Here is an 18,466-nt window from a genome sequence, read left to right as displayed (position 1 = left end):
CGGCGTGCACCGGCTGGCCCGCACCTCTACCCTCGTGCGCCTGGTGATGGACGCCGACGGGCAGGTGCTGGACATGGGCCGCAAGGTCAGGTTGGTCACCCCGGCTCAGCGGCGGGCGATCTACGCCCGCTACGCCACCTGCTGGATCGACGGTTGCCCCCTGCCCGCCACCAAGTGCCAGATCGACCACGCCGACAACTGGAGCAGCGGCGGCCTGACCGACCTCAAGCTGCTGGGCCCGGCCTGCCAGTTCCACAACCGCGACCGATACCAGCACCCCGACCGCTACACCCGCCGTAAGGCAGGCACAGACCGCTGGGCCTTCACCTACCACCCGGCCCACTCCGCACGTACCAGGCCGCTGCGGGTGTAGCGGCCCGCGAACGCACTGAGGCTCTGCACATCCGAGCGGGGTGCCGTACGGATGTGCAGAGCCGGCGGGCTGCGAAGTGCGCGAGCTGTGCGAGCTGTGCACGTGCTCGGCACGTGACTAGCGGGCCTCGACGGTGAACGTCGTGGTGAGGACCTGGCCCTGTGCGTCGCGGAACTGTCCCCACAGGCGGTAGAGGCCGGGGCGGGGGAACCGGGCGTGCAGGCCGAGTTCGGGCCCGAAGGTCTGACCCGGGAGGGCGAAGACGGGGCGGCCCTGGTCGTCCTCGGCCTCCGCGTGTTCGTGGGCGAATCCCTCGCCGTCGATCGGCATGATCACCACGTGCCCGGCGGCGGCCAGGTAGGGGCGCAGGCCGGAGACGGGCCTGCCGGTCGAGGCGTCCGTGAAGCGGAAGGTGAGGTCGCTCCTGCCGCCCGCTTCGGCCTCGCCGTCGAGGGCGACCCGGAGGCCGCCGACGACCTGCTCGCGGGGGGACGGCGTCGTCGTTTCGGAGGTGACGAAGGCCTCCGGGCGGCCGATCGTGATCTCCTGATGGTCGAGCACGTCGGTCATCTCCCCGCGCCGCCGGAACTCGGCGTTGACGAGGTAGCGGCCGGCGGTGGGGAAGGTCAGCCGGACGGAGAACTCGCCGGGCCGGCCCGTGGGCTCGGGGTGGGCGTGGGAGAAGGTGCCCAGGTCCGAGCGGGTGGTGATGAAGTGCATCCACGCCTCGTGACTGCGTACGACGTCGTCGACGGGACGGCGGGTCGCGGGATCGGTCAGCTGGATGCGGACGGTGGCGGGGACGCCGGGAGTGACGTCCCGGGGGACCCGGATGTCCATCCGGACGCCGGCGTCCTCGGCGGGAACGGGTTCGGTCTCGGCCGTCATCATCACGCTCATGGCGGGCCGCATGGGCATGCCGGTGTCCTGCGCCCAGGCGAGCACGCCGTTCATCCCGCGCTGCGCCGCCTCCGTACGGCTGAGCGCGGTGAACCCGGCGCCCACGGCCAGCGCGAGGCAGGCGATGCCGGCGAGGTAGCCCCAGTCGGCGAGCCGGGACACGGCGGAGCCGGGCCGGAAGCGGCGCAGGCGCAGCGCGTTGGTGACGACGCTGACCGAGCTCATCGCCATCGCGGCGGCGGCGAGGGACGGGTCGAGGAGCACGCCGTTGAAGGGATACAGCACACCGGCGGCGACCGGGATCAACAGCACGTTGTACGCGAACGCCCAGGCCAGTCCCTGCTTGATGGTGGTGACGGTGCGCCGGGACAGGTCGATGGCCGAGACGATGCCGCGCAGGTCGCCGCCCACGAGGGTGATGTCGGAGGCCGCGATGGCGACGTCGGTCCCGGTGCCGATGGCGATGCCGAGGTCGGCAGTCGCCAGCGCGGGGGCGTCGTTGATCCCGTCGCCGACCATGGCGACGACCGCGCCGTTCTCGCGCAGGGCGGCCACGCGGGCCGCCTTGTCCTCGGGCCGTACGTCGGCGATCACGTGGTCGATGCCGACCTGCCGGGCGACGACGTCGGCGGTGACCCGGTTGTCGCCGGTCAGCATCCACACCTCCAGGCCGAGCGCGCGCAGCCGGTCGACCGCCTCGCGCGACTCGGGCCGGATCGTGTCGGCCACTGCGATCAGTCCGGCGAGGCGGCCGTCGAGGGCGACGTACACGGGGGTCGCTCCCTCGGCCGCCGCCGTGGCGGCCAGCTGCTCCAGCTCGCCGACGCCCACGTCGTGGCGGCGCATGAGCGCGGCGTTGCCGATGAGCACGGCCCGGCCGGCCGCCCGGGCCTCGACGCCGTGACCGGGTACGGCGTCGAATCCCTCCATCTCGGGCAGGCGGAGCCCGCGGTCCCGGGCGCGCGTCACGATCGCCTCACCGAGGGGGTGCTCGGAGCCCGTCTCTGCCGCCGCGGCGTACGCGAGAAGCTCGTCGGCGTCCCCACCCGCGACGGCGGCGAGGTGGGTCACCTCGGGACGGCCCCGGGTGATCGTGCCGGTCTTGTCCAGGACGACCGTGGTGAGGCGGCGGGCCTGTTCGAGCGCGTCGCCACCGGAGATGAGGATGCCCAGTTCGGCCGCCTTCCCGGTGCCCACCATGATCGCCGTGGGAGTGGCCAGGCCGAGCGCGCACGGGCAGGCGATGATCAGTACGGCGATGGCGGTGCCGATGCCGAAGGTGAGCCGTCCCTGGTCGGGGCCGAAGACCGCCCAGACGGCGAAGGTGAGCACGGCGATGCCGATGACGGCGGGCACGAACCACCCGGACACCGTGTCGGCCAGGCGCTGCAACGGCGCCTTCGACCCCTGCGCCCGCTCGACCAGCCGCACGATCTGCGCCAGCGTCGTGTCCTGTCCGACGGCGGTGGCCCGCATCACGACCGAGCCGGTCCGGTTGATCGTGGAGCCGATCAGCGGGTCGCCCTCGCCCCTGCGCACCGGCATGCTCTCACCGGTGATCATGCTCTCGTCCACGGTGGAGACGCCGGCGGTGACGACGCCGTCGACGGGGATCTTCTCGCCCGGGCGGATCCGGACGAGGTCGCCGACGACGACGTCCTCGACCGGGACCTCGATCTCGGCGTCCCCGCGCAGGACGCGGGCCGTCTTCGGCCGCAGCCCGAGCAGCTCCCTGATGGCCGAGGTCGTCCGCTTCTTGGCCCTCGCCTCCATCCACCGGCCCATGAGGACGAGCGCGATGACGACGACGGAGATCTCGAAGTAGACGTGCAGCGGCAGCCCCAGCCGCTCCGCCGCGGCCGGCCACAGCGTGACGAACGCGCTGTAGCCGTACGCCACCGTCGTGCCCAGGGCGACGAGTGTGTGCATGTTGACCGCGCCGTGCCGGCCGGCCGCCCAGGCGGCGCGGTAGAAGGGCCGGCCCGCCCAGAACTGCGCGACGGTCGCGACGACCAGCAGCAGCGGCATCAGCCAGTCCATCGCGTCGATGGGCAGCGGCAGATACATCAGCACCATCATCGACAGCCCGGCGGCGAGGGTGGCCTGCCAGGTGCGCTTCAGCCGGACGACCTCCCCGTCCTGCTCGCCGTCCGGCTCCGGCTCAGGTTCTGGTCCCGGCTCCGGCTCGGTGGTCTGGGCGGTGTACCCGGCGCGTACGACCGACTCGGCGAGCATCTCGACGGTGACGCGGGCGGGATCGTAGGTGACGGTGGCGACCTCGGTGGCGAGGTTCACCTCGGCCGCCTCCACCCCGTCGACACGGGTGAGGGCCTTCTCCACCCTGCGGACGCAGGACGCGCAGGTCATGCCGCCGATGTCCAGCGCCCGCACGGTCGTCATGACCGTCATCGCTCCACCTCCTGGTTGAATGCTTCGAGGCGACGGTCCCGTCCGGCGCTTTCCCCCCGCTGCCCGTCTCCTGTCGGCCCCTGTCCGCCCTGTCGGGCTCGGGACAGGGGCCGGACAGCGCCGCCCGGCATGGTCTTCTCATCCGGGCCGTACGGAGCGGCCCGCGACGCGAAGGAACGAACGATGAACCAGCTCGTGCTGTCCGTGCCGGCCATCAGCTGCGGCCACTGCGTCAAGGCGATCGCGGAGTCAGTCGGCGAGGTGCCCGGCGTCGGCTCGGTGGCCGTCGACTTCACCGCCAAGACCGTGGTGGTCACCGGCTCCGCCGCCCGCGACGCCGTCTGCGCGGCCATCGCCGAGGCCGGCTACGAGGTGGCGGCGTGACCGGCCACACCGACTACGACACGCTGGTCGTCGGTGGCGGGCAGGCCGGGCTGGCGTTGGGATACCACCTGCGCCGCGCGGGTGAGCGGTTCGCCATCCTCGACGCGCACGAACGGGTCGGAGACGCATGGCGCCACCGGTGGGACTCGCTCACGCTGTTCACGCCCCGCCGGTACGACGGGCTGCCGGGCCTGCCGTTCCCGGGAGACCCGGACGGCCACCCGGACAAGGACGAGGTGGCCGGTTACCTGGAGGCGTACGCGGAGCGGTTCGCCCTCCCCGTGCACCTCGGCCGTCACGTCACGGCCGTACGGCCCGAGGGGGAGCGGTTCCTGGTCGAGACCTCGGCAGGGGTCTACACAGCGGCGCGGGTCGTGGTCGCGGCGGGGGCGTTCCACACGCCGCGGACGCCCGCCTTCGCGTCGGGCCTCGACCCGAGCGTCCCCCAGCTGCACAGCACCGGGTATCGCCGTCCGGAGCAGCTCCCCATGGGCGAGATCCTGGTCGTCGGCGCGGGCAACACCGGTGTGCAGATCGCCGAAGAGCTCGCCGGCAGCGGACGGCGGGTCCGGCTGTCGGTCTCGTCGATGGGCCGGGTGCTGCCGCAGCGCGTGCTGGGCCGTGACCTCTTCTGGTGGTTCTCCCACCTGGGCTTCATGGACATCCGCGGCGACAGCCGGATCGGGCGCCGCGTCAGAAACCGGGAGCTGATCATCGGGACCGACGTGAAGCGGCTGCTGCGGCGGGTGGAGCGGGTGGACCGCGCCGTGGACGCCGAAGGGCGGGACGTCGTCCTCGCGGACGGCCGCCGCGTGCGCCCCGACGGAGTCGTCTGGGCCACCGGTTTCCGTGCGCACTACCCCTGGCTGCACGTGCCGGTGCTGGACGAGCAGGGGGCGCCGGTGCACCGCGAGGGCGTGACGGCCTGGCCGGGGCTGTACTTCCTCGGTCTGCCCTGGCAGCGGGCCCGCGGCTCGTCCGTGCTGGGGTGGGTGGGGCGCGACGCGCGCGCCCTGACCGAGCGGCTGACCGCCGCCGCAAATAATCCCGGCAAATCACTCATTGCCCCTTAATATTGGGCAGTCCCGGCGGGGCCGGGGATGACGAGGAGTGACATGCCGAACACCGCCGTGACGTTCGCGGTTCTCGGGCCCACCGAGGTGCGGGGGGCCGACGGCTCCCCGGCGGCCCTGCCGCCGTCCGTGCGGGCGCTGCTGGCCCGGCTGGCCCTGTCCTGCGGCCGGGTGGTGCCGGTGGACGCCCTGACGGACGCGTTGTGGGGCGACGAGGGCGACGACCTGCCGGCCGACGCGGCGAACGCCCTGCAGATCCGGGTGTCCAAGCTGCGCCGCGCCCTCGCCGCCGCCGGGATCGGCGCGGACGTCCTGGTCACGCAGGCCCCCGGATACCGGCTCGCCGCGCCCGCCGAGGCCGTCGACGCGAACGTGTTCGAGCGGCTGCTCGGCCGCGCACGTGAGGAGACGGCCGCCGGGAACGTCACCGCCGCCATCGGCTGCCTGGACGAGGCGCTGCGGCTGTGGCGGGGGCCCGCGCTGGCCGACGTCGGCCACACGACGTGGGCGACGACGGAAAGCGCCCGGCTGGAGGAGCTGCGGCTGGGCGCGGTCGAGGACCGGATCGAGCTCCTGCTGGAGTCCGGCGGGCACAACGAGGCGGTCGCCGACATCGAACGCCTGGTGGCGCGGCACCCGCTGCGGGAGCGGCTGCACCGTCTGCTGATGCTCGCGCTGTACCGCGGCGGGCGGCAGGCGGAGGCGCTGGCCGCCTACCAGGCCCTGCGCCGGGGTCTCGCCGACGAGCTCGGCATCGACCCGTCGCCGGAGCTGCAGGCGCTCGCCGAGGCGATCCTCCGCCAGCAGGTTCCGTCCGCCGGGGGGCCACCCGCCGGACCCGAGCGGGGACGGGCACCGGAGAGCGCCGACCGGCTGCCGCGACGGCTGACGTCGGTGATCGGCCGCCAGGACGACGTGACGACGGCGCTGGAGCGGCTTGCGGAGGCGCGGGTGGTGACGCTCACCGGCCCGGGCGGGATGGGCAAGACGACGCTCGCGTTCGAGATCGCGCGCAGGGTGAGCGAGACGCCGGACGAGACGCCGGTCGGAACACTGGTCGGAACACTGGTCGACCGCGTGCTGCCGGTCCGCCTGGCCGCCCTGGAGCCGGGGACGGACGTCGCCGGCGCCTTCGCCGCCGAGCTGGGCGTGGTGACGCAGGGCAGCGGAGCGGCCGACGCGGTCGAGGAGCACCTGCGGGACGGCCGCACGCTGCTCGTGGTCGACAACTGCGAGCACGTGGTGGACGACGTGGCCGTTCTCGTGGAGCGGCTGGCCGCGGCCTGCCCGCGCCTGCGCGTGCTGGCCACCAGCAGGGAGGCGCTGGCGATACCCGGCGAGGTGCAGGTCGCGGTCGGCCCGCTCGGAGACGATCCCGCCGTCCGGCTCTTCGCGGAGCGGGCCCGTGCCGTACGGCCCTCGTTCACGCTCGACGCCGAGACCGCTCCCGTGGTGGCGTCCATCTGCCGCAGGCTCGACGGCATGCCGCTCGCCATCGAACTGGCCGCCGCCCGGGTCAAGGCGCTGTCTCCGGCCGACATCGAGGCCCGGCTGGCGGACAGGTTCTCGCTGCTGACGGCGGGACCCCGCACCGGCGAGGCCCGCCACCGCACGCTGCGCGCCACCCTCGACTGGAGCCACGATCTGCTGCCGGAGGCCGAGCGGCTGCTGCTGCGCCGCCTCGCGGTGTTCCGCGGCGGCTGGACCCCGGCCGCCGCCGAGGAGGTGTGCGCCTTCTCCGGAGAACGCGGCGGCATCAGCCGCGGCGAGGTGCTCGATCTGCTGTTCCGGCTGGTCGACCGGTCCCTGGTGGTGCCGGAACCGGCCACCGGGCGGTTCCGGCTGCTCGTCACCGTCCGCGACTACGCGTGGACCCGGCTGGAGGAGGCCGGGGAGGTCGCGGAGTGCCGCGACCGCCACCTGGCCCACTTCGTCCGCCTCGCCGAGGAGCACGGGCTGGGCGTCCGCGACCCCGCCGTGTTCGCCCGGCTGAACGACGACCACGACAACTTCCGCGCCGCCGTGGACCACGCGGTGAACGGCGGCGACGTCGAGAACGGCTACCGGCTGGCCTGCGCGCTCGTGTGGTTCTGGAACTACGGGATTCGCTACGAGGGCACGCGGGCGCTGACCGTGTTGCTGGAGACCGGCGGCGGCTCCACCGTCGCACGGGCCCGCGCGCTGCAGGGGATCGGATTCCTGCACGTCTACTATCCGACCCCGCAGTCGGTCGCCGCCGCCGAGGAGAGCCTCGCGGTCTTCGAGGAGATCGGCGACGTACGCAACGCCGCGATCTCCCGGCTCGTCGTGGCCTGGGCCGGCCAGTACGGCGGAGACGCCGTGCGCTACCGGGCGATGATCGAGCGGAGCCGCCGCGACCTGGGCGACGCCGACGGCGGCTGGTGGCTGGGCATGAGCCAGTATCTGGAGGCCCTGCTGGCCCTTCGCCTGGGCGACTTCGCGACCGCGGCCGTCGAGTGGAGGCGCTGTCTCGAGCTGACCCGGGTCACGGGTGACCGGGTCATCGGCAGCGCGATCCTCGCGCACCTCGCCATCGCCCTGCGGGAGTCCGGACGGCGGGAGGAGGCCCTCGCCGTCCTGCGGGAGTCCGAGGACGACGTGCGCGGCCAGGGCTCCCTCCACGGGCTGGCCTTCGCCCTCGTGCACATGGCCCACACCCGGCTGGACCTGGACGAACACGACGACGTGACGGCGCTGCTCGCCGAGGCCCGGGACGTCGCTCGCCGGGCGCGCAACCCCCGCTGCCAGGCGTGGGCCGCGTGGGGCCGCGCCCGCATGGCGCGCGTGCGCGGGAAGGCCGACCTCGCCGCCCAGGAATGCCGGGACGCGGTGGCCCTGCTGAAGGAGGGCGAGTTCCCCTGGGCCAGGGCTCGCCTGTGGTCGTTCCTGGCCGACTGCGCCGCCGAGGCGGGACTGCCCGACGAGGCCGCCCGCGCCCGTGAGACGGCCGCAGCGCTGACCGGCTGAGCGCACAGAGTCGGCTCAGGCGCGCCGGTGCTCGCACCGGTCGCCCGCGAACCCCGCCGACGCCAGCGCCGCCCGCAGGTGCCCGGCGTCCACGTCTCCGCGTACGCGCAGCCGGCCCCGGGCGGCGTCGACCTCGAACGAGGTGACGCCGGCCACGTCTCGTACGTGCCTGCTCAGGAGGCGGACGCACCGGCGGCACAGCAGTGCCGGCACCCGCACGGTCGTCTCCTCCGCCGCCCCCTGACGGCTCTGGTCTGCCATGCCGTCCAGCGTGCCGTCACGGTCTGGCGGCCCGCTGTCCGTCCGCTGTCCGGGTTCGCGTGGACCGCCAGGAGCGGGCAAAGCCGGCGGCCAGCCCCCGGACAGCCCGGACCGCGACGCTCCAGTCATGCACCTCATCCTCCCCGTCCTCCCCGAGCTGATCCATCTGAGGCACCACGAGTTGCTGCGGCAGGCCGAGCAACACCGGCGGAACCGAGCCGTCCCCGCCCGCCGGATCACGACATCTCAGGAGCCCTCCAAATGACCATCACCCAGGCACTCCCGCGTACCGACGTCGCCGCGCTGGCCCGCGACGTCGTGAAGATCTACGGGCGCGGCGACACCGCCGTCCGGGCCCTCGACGGCGCGACCCTGTCGATCCCCGCCGGGCGGTTCACCGCCGTCATGGGACCGTCCGGGTCCGGCAAGTCCACGCTGATGCACGCCCTGGCCGGCCTCGACACCGTGGACGAGGGGCAGGTGCTCGTCGGAGACACCGACCTCGGCCGGCTGAGCGAGCGGCAGCGCACGCTGCTGCGCCGCGAGCACGTGGGCTTCGTCTTCCAGAGCTTCAACCTGGTCCCCACGCTGACCGCGGCCGAGAACATCGTGCTGCCGCTGACCCTCGCCGGGCGGCGCGCCGACCAGGCGTGGATCGACGAGATCGTCGCGATGCTCGGGCTGGCCGACCGGCTGCGGCACCGGCCCGCCGAACTGTCCGGCGGGCAGCAGCAACGGGTCGCCGTCGCCCGGGCGCTGGCCGCCCGCCCGCGGATCGTCTTCGCCGACGAGCCGACCGGCAACCTCGACTCCCGGGCGGGGGAGGCGGTGCTCGGCTTCCTCCGCCACGCCGCCCACGAGCTGGGCCAGACCATCGTCATGGTCACCCACGACGCGAACGCCGCGGCGTACGCCGACCAGGTCGCGTTCCTCGCCGACGGCCGGGTGGCCGGCGAGCTGTACAACCCCGAGGTTCCGGACATCCTGGCCCGCATGGCGGGGCTCGGCGCGAAGGAGAAGTGATCGCGATGTGGCACCTGATCGTCCGCAACACCGTCGCCCGCCGGGGCAGGCTGGCGCTGACCCTGCTCGCCGTCCTGCTCGGCGTCACCTTCGTCACCGGCAGCCTGGTGCTCACCGACACCTCCCAGCGGCTGCTCGACGACCAGTTCCGGACGGCCACCGCGGGGGTCGACCTGACCGTCCGCGACGCCGCCGCGTTCGACTCGGCCATGGGCGTCGAGGTCGAGCGGGACCCGCTGCCCGCCGAGGTCGTGGACCGCGTCCGCGCGGTGCCGGGCGTGGCCGCCGCCACCCCCGTCGTCCGGGGACAGGGACTGCTCGGCGTGGGCGGGAAGACCATCGTCCCTACGGGCCCGTCGTTGCTGCTGTCGTGGGAGCCCGCCCCGGTCGGCGCGTTCACCCTGCGCGCCGGACGCGCTCCGGCCGCCGAGGGCGAGGTCGTGGTCGACGCGGCGACCGCCCGGCGGCACCGCATCGGCCTCGGCTCCGAGGTGACCGTACGGGCCGAGCGCACGGAGCGGCTGCGCGTGGTGGGGCTGGCCGGGTTCGGGTCCGGTGAGGGGTTGCCCGAGACCACTGTCGCCCTGGTCACGCGGCCCGCGGCGCAACGTCTGCTCGCGCTCGGCGGGAACGCCTCGGAGGTCGCCGTCCTCGCCGCGGACGGAGCGGACGTCCAGCGGTTGCGGTCGGCGGTGTCGGCCGCGATCGGCGCCGGGTACGAGGTCTCCTCCAGCCGGGACGTCGCGGCGTCCAGCGCGGCGGCGGCCAAGACGCAGATCTCCTACCTGCAGGTGATGCTGTTCGCACTGGCCGCGGCGGCCCTGCTCGTCGGCGCGTTCCTCATCGCCAACACCTTCTCGATCGTCGTCACCCAGCGCACGCGTGAGCTGGCCGTCCTGCGCGCGGCCGGGGCCACCGGCGCCCAGGTCATGCGCTCGGTGCTCGGCGAGGCCCTGCTGGTGGGGCTGGCCGCCTCCGCGGCGGGCGCGGCTCTCGGCGTCGCCTGCGCGGCGGGGCTGCGCGACCTCGCGGGGGCCTTCGGGATGACGCTGCCCGACGGCGGGCTCGTCGTCACGCCCCGGACCCTGGTCGTCGCGTTCGCGGTCGGAGCCGGCGTCACGGTCCTGTCGGCGCTCGGGCCGGCCCGCCGCGCCGCCTCGGTGGCGCCGGTCGAGGCGATGCGGCGTTCGTCGGCCGACGACGTCCCCGGGCGGGCCGGCTGGGGACGTACCGTCGTCGGAGCGGTTCTCACCGCGCTCGGCGCGGCCGGGCTGTCGATCGTCCTGGCCGGGCCGGGGTCGGTCGTCGTGCTCGGGGAGGCGGCGGTCTGCACCGTCGTGGGGCTCGCCCTGCTCGGGCCCGCGGTCACCCCGGCTCTGATCCGGCTGCTCGGACGGCCGCTCGGTGCGGCCGGCGTCCCCGGGCGGCTGGCGCGCGAGTCCGCCGCGCGGGCGCCCCGGCGTACCTCCGCGACCGCCTTGGCCCTGGCCTTCGGCCTCGCGCTGATCAGCTTCATGACCGTGCTGGGGACCTCGATCAAGGACTCGACCGCACGGTCGTACACCGAGGCGATCACCGCCGACTACGTGGTGGAGAGCGCCCGCAACGAGATGCTGGGCGGTCTGCCCGCGCACGCCTACCACCACGTCAGCGAGCTGCCGCAGGTCGCCGTGGCCTCCCGGCTGCGCTACGGCCACTGGAAGGACGGCCAGTCGACCGAGGCGCTCACCGCGGTCGACCCGGTCACGCTGCCCCGCGTCACCTCGCTCCACATGGTCGCCGGCCGCCTGGACGCCGTCGCGAACGGCGGGATCGTCCTGGCCGCGAACGTCGCCAAGGAACGCAACCTCAAGATCGGCGACACCCTGGCGATGACGTTCTCCCGCACCGGTGTCCAGCGTCTCCCGGTGGTCGGCCTGCTGCGTGACCGCGACGCCCAGGCGCTGTCGACCGGCTACGTCATCTCGCTGGACACCTTCGAGCGGAACTACCGCGAACACGTCGACGCGAGCGTCTTCGTCAAGGTGGCCGACGGGGTGAGGGACGCGGACGCCAAGAAGGCCGTCGAACGGGCCCTCGGCGACGCCCCGACCGCGCAGGTGCGCGACCAGGCCGCGGCCGTCGCCGGGCGGAACGCCATGATCGACCAGGTCCTCGGGCTGGTGACCGCGCTGCTGATGCTCACCGTCCTCATCGCGCTGATGGGCATCACCAACACCCTCGCCCTCTCGATCATCGAGCGGACCCGGGAGCTCGGGCTGCTGCGGGCGGTCGGGATGACCGGCGCCCAGATGCGCTGGATGATCCGCGGTGAGGCGGTCCTCGTGGCGGCCGTGGCGATCGTCGCGGGGGTCGGCCTGGGCGTCGCCTTCGCCGCGGGCACGGTCACCGCGCTGGGCCGCACCACCGAGGCCACGCTCACGCTGCCGGTCGGTCCGCTCCTGCTCGTCGTCGCGGTGGCCGCCGTCGCCGGCCTGCTGGCCGGGCTGCTGCCGGCCCGCCGCGCGGCCAGGCTCGACGTGCTCACCGCCATCGCCACGTCCTGACCCTTCAGCGGGAAAAGAGAGGCGAAGCGAGGGGTATGAGCCGGATGCGCCGCTTGTGTCCCGAAGCGGACGCGCCGGAGGCGAATGACACGAGACAAGGCAGGTGTGGATCGGATGGGCGACAACAGGGCAGGGAGCTCGCGCGTCATGACGGCGTCCGCCCGGCGTCTGGCCGTCGCCGCGATCCTCATCGCGATGTCGAACGTCGCGGCGGCGTCGCCGGCACTGGCGGCGCCGGCCCCTATGGCCGGCCACGGCCCGCACGGCCACGGTCACGCGCCGGGCGCGCACGGCCAGGGCGGCCAGGGCGGCCAGGGCAACAAGGGCAAGAACGGGAACAAGGGGAAGAAGGGGAAGAACGGCAAGAAGGGCAAGGGGAACAAGGGCCATGGTCACGGCGCCCGCCTCGGTGCCCGTCTGGCCGGTTTCCGTGGCGGTTTCGGCGGCGGTTTCGGTGGCGGGTTCGGCGATGGCGACGACGGTGGCGGCACACAGCGTACGACCGGCGTCAACACCGCCAACGCGCCGACGATCAGCAGCCCGCCCTTCCAGTTGTCCACCGGCAAGCGCAACGTGAACGCCCCCGCGGGCAACAGCGCCGTCGACTTCGCCGGCACCCAGCAGGTGTCGAGCGTCAGCGTCTTCACCGACTCCCTCAGCGGCAACTGCCAGAACGGGATCGACAACTGCTCGATCAACCAGACCCTTCAGGCCGAAGAGAGCAGAAGCGGCATCGGACGCTGAAGCCGGGCCCACTGAAACGGGCGTCCTCCCACCGGGAGGACGCCCTTCTCAGTGCCGGATGGGGATCAGAGCTCGCCGCTCTCGATTGCCTGCTTGAGGGCCGCCTGCAGCTGCTGGTGCGCGGCGGTGCCGTTCGCGGCGACGAAGTCGATCAGTGTGGTGTCCGCTTCGAAGGTGAGGTTCTCGGTGACCCTGGTCTTCCCGCCGGCTATCGGCGTGAAGGTGATCTTCTGGTGCGTCACCACGTTGGGCTCCGACCAGCTGTCGGTCTCGTAGTAGAACCCGCTCGCGTACAGACGCTGCTGCGCGTGCGTCTTGCTGACCACGAGCATGCCCTCGTACGGGATCTCCTCGATCGCCGTGAGGTTGCGATAGAGCGCCGGGGGCTCGGCCCACTGCTTGTGGGTGACGACCCGCTTCAGGAACGGGTTCTTGCCCATGTGGTTGTTGAAGTCCGAGTACTTGTAGAAGGTGCCCGGCATCGGTGCGTCGATGTCGACGGAGATGCTGTTGGTGACCCGGCTGCGTCCCGAACCGGGCGCGGGCGGAGTGGTGTCGGAGAACTTGTAGGTGTCCCAGGCGGTCTGCCACTCCTGGGCGATCTGGGCGTCGCTCTCGGCCGTGCCGGCGGTCGTGTCGGCGGTGGCGGGAGCGGACAGGGCGGCGAGGACGAAGGCCGTGGCGAACATCTGGGCCGCGGCGACTCGCAGGATCTTTCTCACATGTACCTCGAAAAGAGGAGAAATGGTACGAGTGATCTTCTACCGCAATCGCAACGTGTTGCAGAAGGCCCCATACCGAATAGGTCACGCGCGGAGGGCCTCGGATTGTCGGCCGGTCCTGGCATCGTGGAGCCCATGAGCAAAGCGAACTTGCGGGTGAAGGGCTTCGACCATCTGGTGCTGACCGTGGAGGACGTCGAGCGCTCGCTGGCGTTCTACTGCGACGTCCTCGGCCTGGAGGCGGTGCGCGTCGACGAGTGGCGGGCCGGCAAGGCGCCGTTCCCCTCGGTGCGGGTCTCGCCGGACACGATCATCGATCTGCTGCGCGGCTCCCGCGGAGAGTCGAACGTCGACCATTTCTGCATGGTCGTCGACCCGCTGGACTGGCAGGAGGTCATCGACTCCGGCGTCCTCACCGTCGTCGACGGACCCGGCCCCCGGTTCGGGGCGCGCGGCGTCGCCACCTCGATCTACGTCAAGGACCCCGACGGCAACGTCATCGAGCTGCGCTGGTATCCCCAGGACCAGGAGGGCTAGGTCGCGTCCCACAGCAGCCGGTAGTAGGCGATGCGTTCCGGGTCGGGGGCGACGCCGTACGCGTCGTACACGACGGAGTCGTACCCCGGGCCGTAGTTCCACTCCGTGCTCCACGCGGCGACCGCGAGGTCGGCCCACCGGTCGGCCACGCCGAGCGAGCCGAGGTCGACGTGCCCGGCGAACGTCCCGTCGTCGTGCAGCAGCGTGTTGGGCGCGCAGGCATCGCCGTGACAGACCACGAGGCGGTCGGCGGCGGGCGGCTCGCCGAGACGCCGCCGGGCCTCGTGGCGGCCGCGGAGCCGCCGCTCCGCGCTCCAGTCGTACGGGCAGTGCTGTGCGGGCAGGGTGTCGTGCAGCAGGCGCAGCCCCCGGCCGATCGCGGCCGCCGCGGCGGTGGGGTCGGCGGTCCAGCGCGGGTCCACCGCCGAGCGGCCGGGAATCGCCGCCGTGACGAGCCAGGCGCCGTCCGCGTCCGAGCCCCATGCCAGCGCCCGGGGAACGGCGGCCCACCGCCCGGCCCATTCCAGGCGCTCCGCCTCGCCCGGCAGGTCGATCTCGGGGATGCCGGCGGCGACCCACTTGACGTACCTCGCGCCGCCGTCCGCGTCCTCCAGCCGGAACGTCAGGCCGCCGAGCTCGTTGCGCCACACCGGCGTGACGGCGTCGCTCCCGGCGAGTTCGGCCACGACGCCGGGCACCTCCACCGGCCCGGCCGGAACCGAGGCGAGTACGGGACGGTTCATGACCACCATTTTCCCCGCCCGCGGGCACGAAGAGCGAGGACGGATGGAAGAAAGGCGGGGCCGATGGGCGGGGGAGACATGCGGGCCGACCTGGTGCTGGAGGGCGGCGGCGTCAAGGGCGTGGGCCTGGTCGGCGCGCTGGACGAACTGCACGCGGCCGGATACCGGTTCGGGCGGGCCGCCGGCACCCGTGTCGCGGGAACGTCCGCGGGGGCGGTGGTGGGAGCGCTGGCCGCGGCCGGGATGCCGCCGGAGCGCATGCGCGAGCTCCTGTTCGCCGTCGACTACCGCAGGTTCAGGGACGGGTCCGCCGTGGAGCGCGTCCCGCTGGTCGGCAGGGGGTTCTCGCTGCTGTCCCTGCTGTTCGAACGAGGCGTGTTCGAGGGCGACTACCTGCGGGAGTGGCTCGGGAACGAACTGGCCGGCCTCGGCGTCGAGACGTTCGACGACCTGGCGCTCGACGACCCGGCGCCCTGGATGGGCGAGGACCAGCGCTACAGCCTGGTGGTGACCGCCACGGACGTCACCCAGGGCCGGCTGGTGCGCCTGCCGTGGGACTACCGGAGCGTCTACGGCGTGGCGGAGCCGGGCAGGCAGCGGGTGGCCGACGCGGTCCGCGCCTCGATGTCGATCCCCTTCTTCTTCGAACCGGTCACTATCACCAATCCGGAGACCGGCCTGGTGTCGACGCTCGTGGACGGCGGCGTGCTGTCCAACTTCCCCATCGACACGCTCGACCGGCCGGACGGGGAGCAGCCGCGCTGGCCCACGTTCGGGGTGAAGCTGCTCCCCGCGGTCCGGGAGGACACGCTCAGGCTGCCGCTCGTCGGGACTCCCCATCTGCCCGCCCTGCGGCTGCTGACGTCCCTGGTCGGGACCGCGATCGTCGGCCACGACCAGACGTATCTGAACCAGCCCTGGGTGAGTGCCAGGACCATCCAGGTCGACACCGAGGGCGTGGGGGTGGTCGACTTCGACCTCGACGAGCGACGGAAGCTGCACCTCTATCTCAACGGCCGGACGGCCGCGGCGGCCTTCCTGTCCACCTGGGACTGGGACGACTACCGCGCCCGTTACCGCCCGAAAAGCGGTGGCAGGGTGGCGATGGCGGGGAGTTCACTTGCCCCATGATCGTGATTTCCGCCGCCTCCGGCGCGCTCGGCCGCCTCGTCATCGAGCATCTGCGTACCCGTACGGAAGTGGTGGCCGCCGTGCGCGACCCCGGCCGCGCGCCCGAGGGCGTGCCGGCGCGCCGCGGTGACTACGACGACCCGGCGAGTCTGCGCGAGGCGTTCGACGGAGCCGCCCGTCTGCTCCTGATCTCCTCTCCGGAACTCGACACCGCCCGCAGGATCGGGCAGCACCTGAACGCGGTGACCGCGGCGAAGGAGGCCGGCGTCGGCGCGGTCGTCTTCACCAGCTTCCTGGGGGCCGGCGTCGCCGCCACCGGCATGACGGAGGCCTATCACGCCACCGAGCAGGCCATACTCCGCAGCGGCCTGCCGTACACGTTCCTGCGTCATCCCTTCTACAGCGACGCCTTCGTCCCGCGGGTCGTCGAGGGTGAGATCACCAGCAGCACCGGCGGGCGCGGCCTGAACACGGCGTTCCGGTCGGATCTCGCCGAGGCGGCGGCCAACGTGCTGACCGATGAGGGACATCTGGGCCGGGCGTACGACTTCACTGGGCCGCTGTGGAGCTATCCCGAGGTGGCCGAGGCGCTCGGCGTGCCCTATCGCGAGGTGCCCGACGCCGGGGCGGGCCCGATGAGCTGGATCAACGCCCAGATCCGCGCGGGGATGCTGGAACAGCGGACCGACGACCTCGAACGGGTGCTCGGCCGGTCCGCCGAGACGGTCGTCTCACGTGCACACGCAGGAGGACAACCGAACGATTGAGTTTCCTTGACAATTTTACTTTTCGGCGGCTACGGTAGGGCTATCCGATCGAGACAAGCCGCAGAGGAGAGCGCCATGCGCATCGTGGTCATCGAGTTCATGAGCCTGGACGGCGTCGTGCAGGCGCCAGGCGGTCCCGAAGAGGACACCGACGGCGGTTTCGCCCACGGCGGGTGGGTGGGCCCGTTCTTCGACGCCGAAACCGTCGGCGGCGCGTTCGACGACACGGTGGAGAAGGCGGAAGGACTGCTCTACGGCCGCCGCACCTGGCAGAACATGGCGGCGGCGTGGCCGGAGCGCGCCGGTGACCCGTTCGCCGACCGGATGAACGCGCTGCCGAAGTACGTGGTGTCGGACACGCTGGGCGACGAGCTGGCCTGGAACACCACGCGGATCCCCGGGGAAGGGGCCGTCGCCCGCATCCGGAAGCTGCGCGAGGCCGGCGAGGGCGACCTGGTCGTCATGGGGAGCCCGAGCCTCGTACGCACTCTTCTGCACGAGGGCCTGGCCGACGAGCTCCGGCTGATCGTCATGCCGGTCATCCTCGGCGGCGGAAAGTCGATCTTCCCCGGCGACGGCCTGCGGCGCAGACTCGAACTGGTCTCCGCGACCACCGGCGGCACCGGCGTTCAGGTCTGCACGTACCGGCCGGTCGCGGAGGCGTGACGCGGGGCTCCTCGGTCAGTGCAACTCGGTCAGGGCTTGACCGCGATGCCGCCGTACGCCCAGGCATGCCCCCCGCCCGGGATGTGCTCCTGACGCTCGGTCGAGTCCGGGCGCCACAGCACCACCTCGACCACGCCGGGGTCGACCAGTTGCCAGCCCTCGAAGAACTTCGACACCTCGGCGTGGCTGCGCGGCACCATGGGCGCGGTGCTCTTGTCGTACGGCTTGGTCAATTCCTCGCGCATCTGGGGAGCGAAGTCGAGCGTGATGTGCGACAGCAGCAGGTGGCTGCCCGAGGGCACGGCGGCCTTGAACCGCTCGACCACGCCGTACGGATCCTCCTGGTCGGTGACGAAGTGCATGACACCCGCCAGGATGACGCCCACCGGACGGGTGAAGTCGATCACGGCCAGCACCTCGGGATGCGTGAGGATCTTCTCCGGCTCCCGGAGATCGGCCTCGATCACGGAGGTCCTCCCGGTGCCGGTCAGCAGGGCTCGACCGTGCACCAGGACGATGGGGTCGTTGTCCACGTACGCCACGCGGGCCTCGGGGTTGGCCTGCTGCGCGATCTCGTGGGTGTTGCCCTGGGTGGGGATGCCGGTGCCGAGGTCGAGGAACTGCTTCACTCCCGCTTCGGCGGCGAGATGACGCACCGCCCGGCGGAGGAAGGCGCGGTGGGCGCGGACGCCCTCGCGCGTGCCCGGCGAGGCCTTGACGAGTTGCTCGGCCGCCTCGCGGTCGGCCGCGTAGTTGTCCTTGCCGCCGAGCAGGTAGTCGTAGATCCGCGCGGGGTGCGGGACCTTGGTGTTGATCCGCTTCAGAATCTGCTCGGAATGCTCGGGACCCGTCACGTCGGGCATCTGTACTCCTGTTCTCATTGCCGCGTAAGCGCGATCAGACCCGGTACTCCCGGGAAAATCCGGGAGTACCGGGTTCAGTGATCAGACTACGGGCGCAGGGCCTTCATCAAGGAGTGGTCAGGTCGAATCGGTTGACGGTGACCGCGCCGCCCAGGGACTGGGTGGCGTAGTTGAAGATGGCGAAGCGGTAGCCCATGAAGAACTGCCAGGCGTTGCCCATGGTGAAGGCGGGCCCGAGCGGGGTGAAGTTCACTCCGTCGGTGCTGTAGGAGAAGCGGGCCTGCCGTCCGGTGCCCGGGCGGATGTCGGCGTTGACCCGCAGCCAGATCCGCCCGC

16 protein-coding genes and 1 pseudogene are annotated in these 18,466 nt (G+C 72.7%); 11 read left to right on the top strand and 6 right to left on the bottom strand.

Annotation, left to right across the window (positions count from 1 at the left end; genetic code table 11):
* Nucleotides 1–373 (top strand): annotated as a pseudogene (locus tag AB0J39_RS28760) (hypothetical protein); the annotation flags it as partial.
* A gap of 117 nt (nt 374–490) precedes the next feature.
* Here the strand turns inward: AB0J39_RS28760 and AB0J39_RS28755 are convergent.
* Nucleotides 491–3,682 carry a heavy metal translocating P-type ATPase gene (locus tag AB0J39_RS28755; protein ID WP_363470113.1) on the bottom strand — a complete coding sequence of 1,064 codons (3,192 nt, stop codon included), beginning with the start codon at nt 3,680–3,682 and terminating at the stop codon, nt 491–493.
* 183 nt (nt 3,683–3,865) lie between these two features.
* Between AB0J39_RS28755 and AB0J39_RS28750 the strand changes: the two genes are divergently transcribed.
* The 3 genes from AB0J39_RS28750 to AB0J39_RS28740 are packed head-to-tail and all read left to right on the top strand — an operon-like array spanning nt 3,866 to nt 8,127.
* The gene (locus AB0J39_RS28750) at nt 3,866–4,066 is read left to right on the top strand and encodes a cation transporter (protein ID WP_363470110.1); all 201 of its coding nucleotides are present in this window, start codon (nt 3,866–3,868) and stop codon (nt 4,064–4,066) included.
* Entirely contained in the window at nt 4,063–5,139 is a 1,077-nt protein-coding gene (locus AB0J39_RS28745) for an NAD(P)-binding domain-containing protein (RefSeq protein WP_363470108.1), read from the top strand. Before AB0J39_RS28750 ends, AB0J39_RS28745 begins: the two co-directional genes overlap by 4 nt.
* Nucleotides 5,140–5,181: 42 nt before the next feature.
* Nucleotides 5,182–8,127, top strand: coding sequence for a BTAD domain-containing putative transcriptional regulator (locus tag AB0J39_RS28740; protein WP_363470105.1), 2,946 nt, complete (start codon nt 5,182–5,184; stop codon nt 8,125–8,127).
* A 15-nt stretch (nt 8,128–8,142) separates the two neighbouring features.
* Here AB0J39_RS28740 and AB0J39_RS28735 read toward each other — a convergent pair whose 3' ends face one another.
* Nucleotides 8,143–8,388 carry a heavy-metal-associated domain-containing protein gene (locus AB0J39_RS28735; protein ID WP_363470102.1) on the bottom strand — a complete coding sequence of 82 codons (246 nt, stop codon included), beginning with the start codon at nt 8,386–8,388 and terminating at the stop codon, nt 8,143–8,145.
* Between the two features lie 261 nt (nt 8,389–8,649).
* Between AB0J39_RS28735 and AB0J39_RS28730 the strand changes: the two genes are divergently transcribed.
* The 3 genes from AB0J39_RS28730 (at nt 8,650) to AB0J39_RS28720 (ending at nt 12,701) form a co-directional block, all read left to right on the top strand.
* Entirely contained in the window at nt 8,650–9,411 is a 762-nt protein-coding gene (locus AB0J39_RS28730) for an ABC transporter ATP-binding protein (RefSeq protein ID WP_363470099.1), read from the top strand.
* A 5-nt stretch (nt 9,412–9,416) separates the two neighbouring features.
* Complete coding sequence (locus AB0J39_RS28725) at nt 9,417–11,957, top strand: FtsX-like permease family protein (RefSeq protein WP_363470115.1); 2,541 nt, start codon at nt 9,417–9,419, stop codon at nt 11,955–11,957.
* 147 nt (nt 11,958–12,104) lie between these two features.
* Nucleotides 12,105–12,701, top strand: coding sequence for a hypothetical protein (locus tag AB0J39_RS28720; RefSeq protein ID WP_363470096.1), 597 nt, complete (start codon nt 12,105–12,107; stop codon nt 12,699–12,701).
* Nucleotides 12,702–12,766: 65 nt separating this feature from the next.
* On the opposite strand, the gene AB0J39_RS28715 is transcribed toward AB0J39_RS28720, so the two are convergent.
* Complete coding sequence (locus AB0J39_RS28715) at nt 12,767–13,423, bottom strand: hypothetical protein (protein ID WP_363470093.1); 657 nt, start codon at nt 13,421–13,423, stop codon at nt 12,767–12,769.
* Nucleotides 13,424–13,558: 135 nt separating this feature from the next.
* Between AB0J39_RS28715 and AB0J39_RS28710 the strand changes: the two genes are divergently transcribed.
* Entirely contained in the window at nt 13,559–13,960 is a 402-nt protein-coding gene (locus tag AB0J39_RS28710; protein ID WP_363470090.1) for a VOC family protein, read from the top strand.
* Here AB0J39_RS28710 and AB0J39_RS28705 read toward each other — a convergent pair.
* Nucleotides 13,957–14,703, bottom strand: a complete 747-nt coding sequence (locus AB0J39_RS28705) for an aminoglycoside 3'-phosphotransferase (protein ID WP_363470087.1) — start codon at nt 14,701–14,703, stop codon at nt 13,957–13,959. The two genes, AB0J39_RS28710 and AB0J39_RS28705, sit on opposite strands and share 4 nt — an antisense overlap.
* A 63-nt stretch (nt 14,704–14,766) precedes the next feature.
* On the opposite strand from AB0J39_RS28705, the gene AB0J39_RS28700 reads away from it, so the two are divergent.
* From AB0J39_RS28700 to AB0J39_RS28690, 3 genes are all read left to right on the top strand, one after another.
* Nucleotides 14,767–15,834, top strand: coding sequence for a patatin-like phospholipase family protein (locus tag AB0J39_RS28700; protein ID WP_363470084.1), 1,068 nt, complete (start codon nt 14,767–14,769; stop codon nt 15,832–15,834).
* On the top strand, nt 15,831–16,601 hold the full coding sequence (locus AB0J39_RS28695; RefSeq protein ID WP_363470082.1) for an NAD(P)H-binding protein: 771 nt from the start codon (nt 15,831–15,833) through the stop codon (nt 16,599–16,601). Before AB0J39_RS28700 ends, AB0J39_RS28695 begins: the two co-directional genes overlap by 4 nt.
* 75 nt (nt 16,602–16,676) lie before the next feature.
* Nucleotides 16,677–17,267: a dihydrofolate reductase family protein gene (locus AB0J39_RS28690; protein WP_363470079.1), complete on the top strand. Its 591-nt coding sequence runs from the start codon at nt 16,677–16,679 to the stop codon at nt 17,265–17,267.
* 29 nt (nt 17,268–17,296) lie between these two features.
* Here AB0J39_RS28690 and AB0J39_RS28685 read toward each other — a convergent pair whose 3' ends face one another.
* Together AB0J39_RS28685 and AB0J39_RS28680 are read right to left on the bottom strand one after the other, a co-directional pair.
* Nucleotides 17,297–18,130: an SAM-dependent methyltransferase gene (locus tag AB0J39_RS28685; protein WP_363470076.1), complete on the bottom strand. Its 834-nt coding sequence runs from the start codon at nt 18,128–18,130 to the stop codon at nt 17,297–17,299.
* Between the two features lie 106 nt (nt 18,131–18,236).
* Nucleotides 18,237–18,466: hypothetical protein (locus AB0J39_RS28680; RefSeq protein ID WP_363470073.1), on the bottom strand; the 230-nt coding region annotated here is incomplete at its 5' end.

It is taken from the genome of Microbispora sp. NPDC049633 (genome assembly GCF_040675265.1).
GTDB classification, from domain to species: domain Bacteria; phylum Actinomycetota; class Actinomycetes; order Streptosporangiales; family Streptosporangiaceae; genus Microbispora; species Microbispora maris.
Note: the sequence above shows the minus strand (reverse complement) of the source record. Positions and strands in the feature narration are given on the sequence as shown.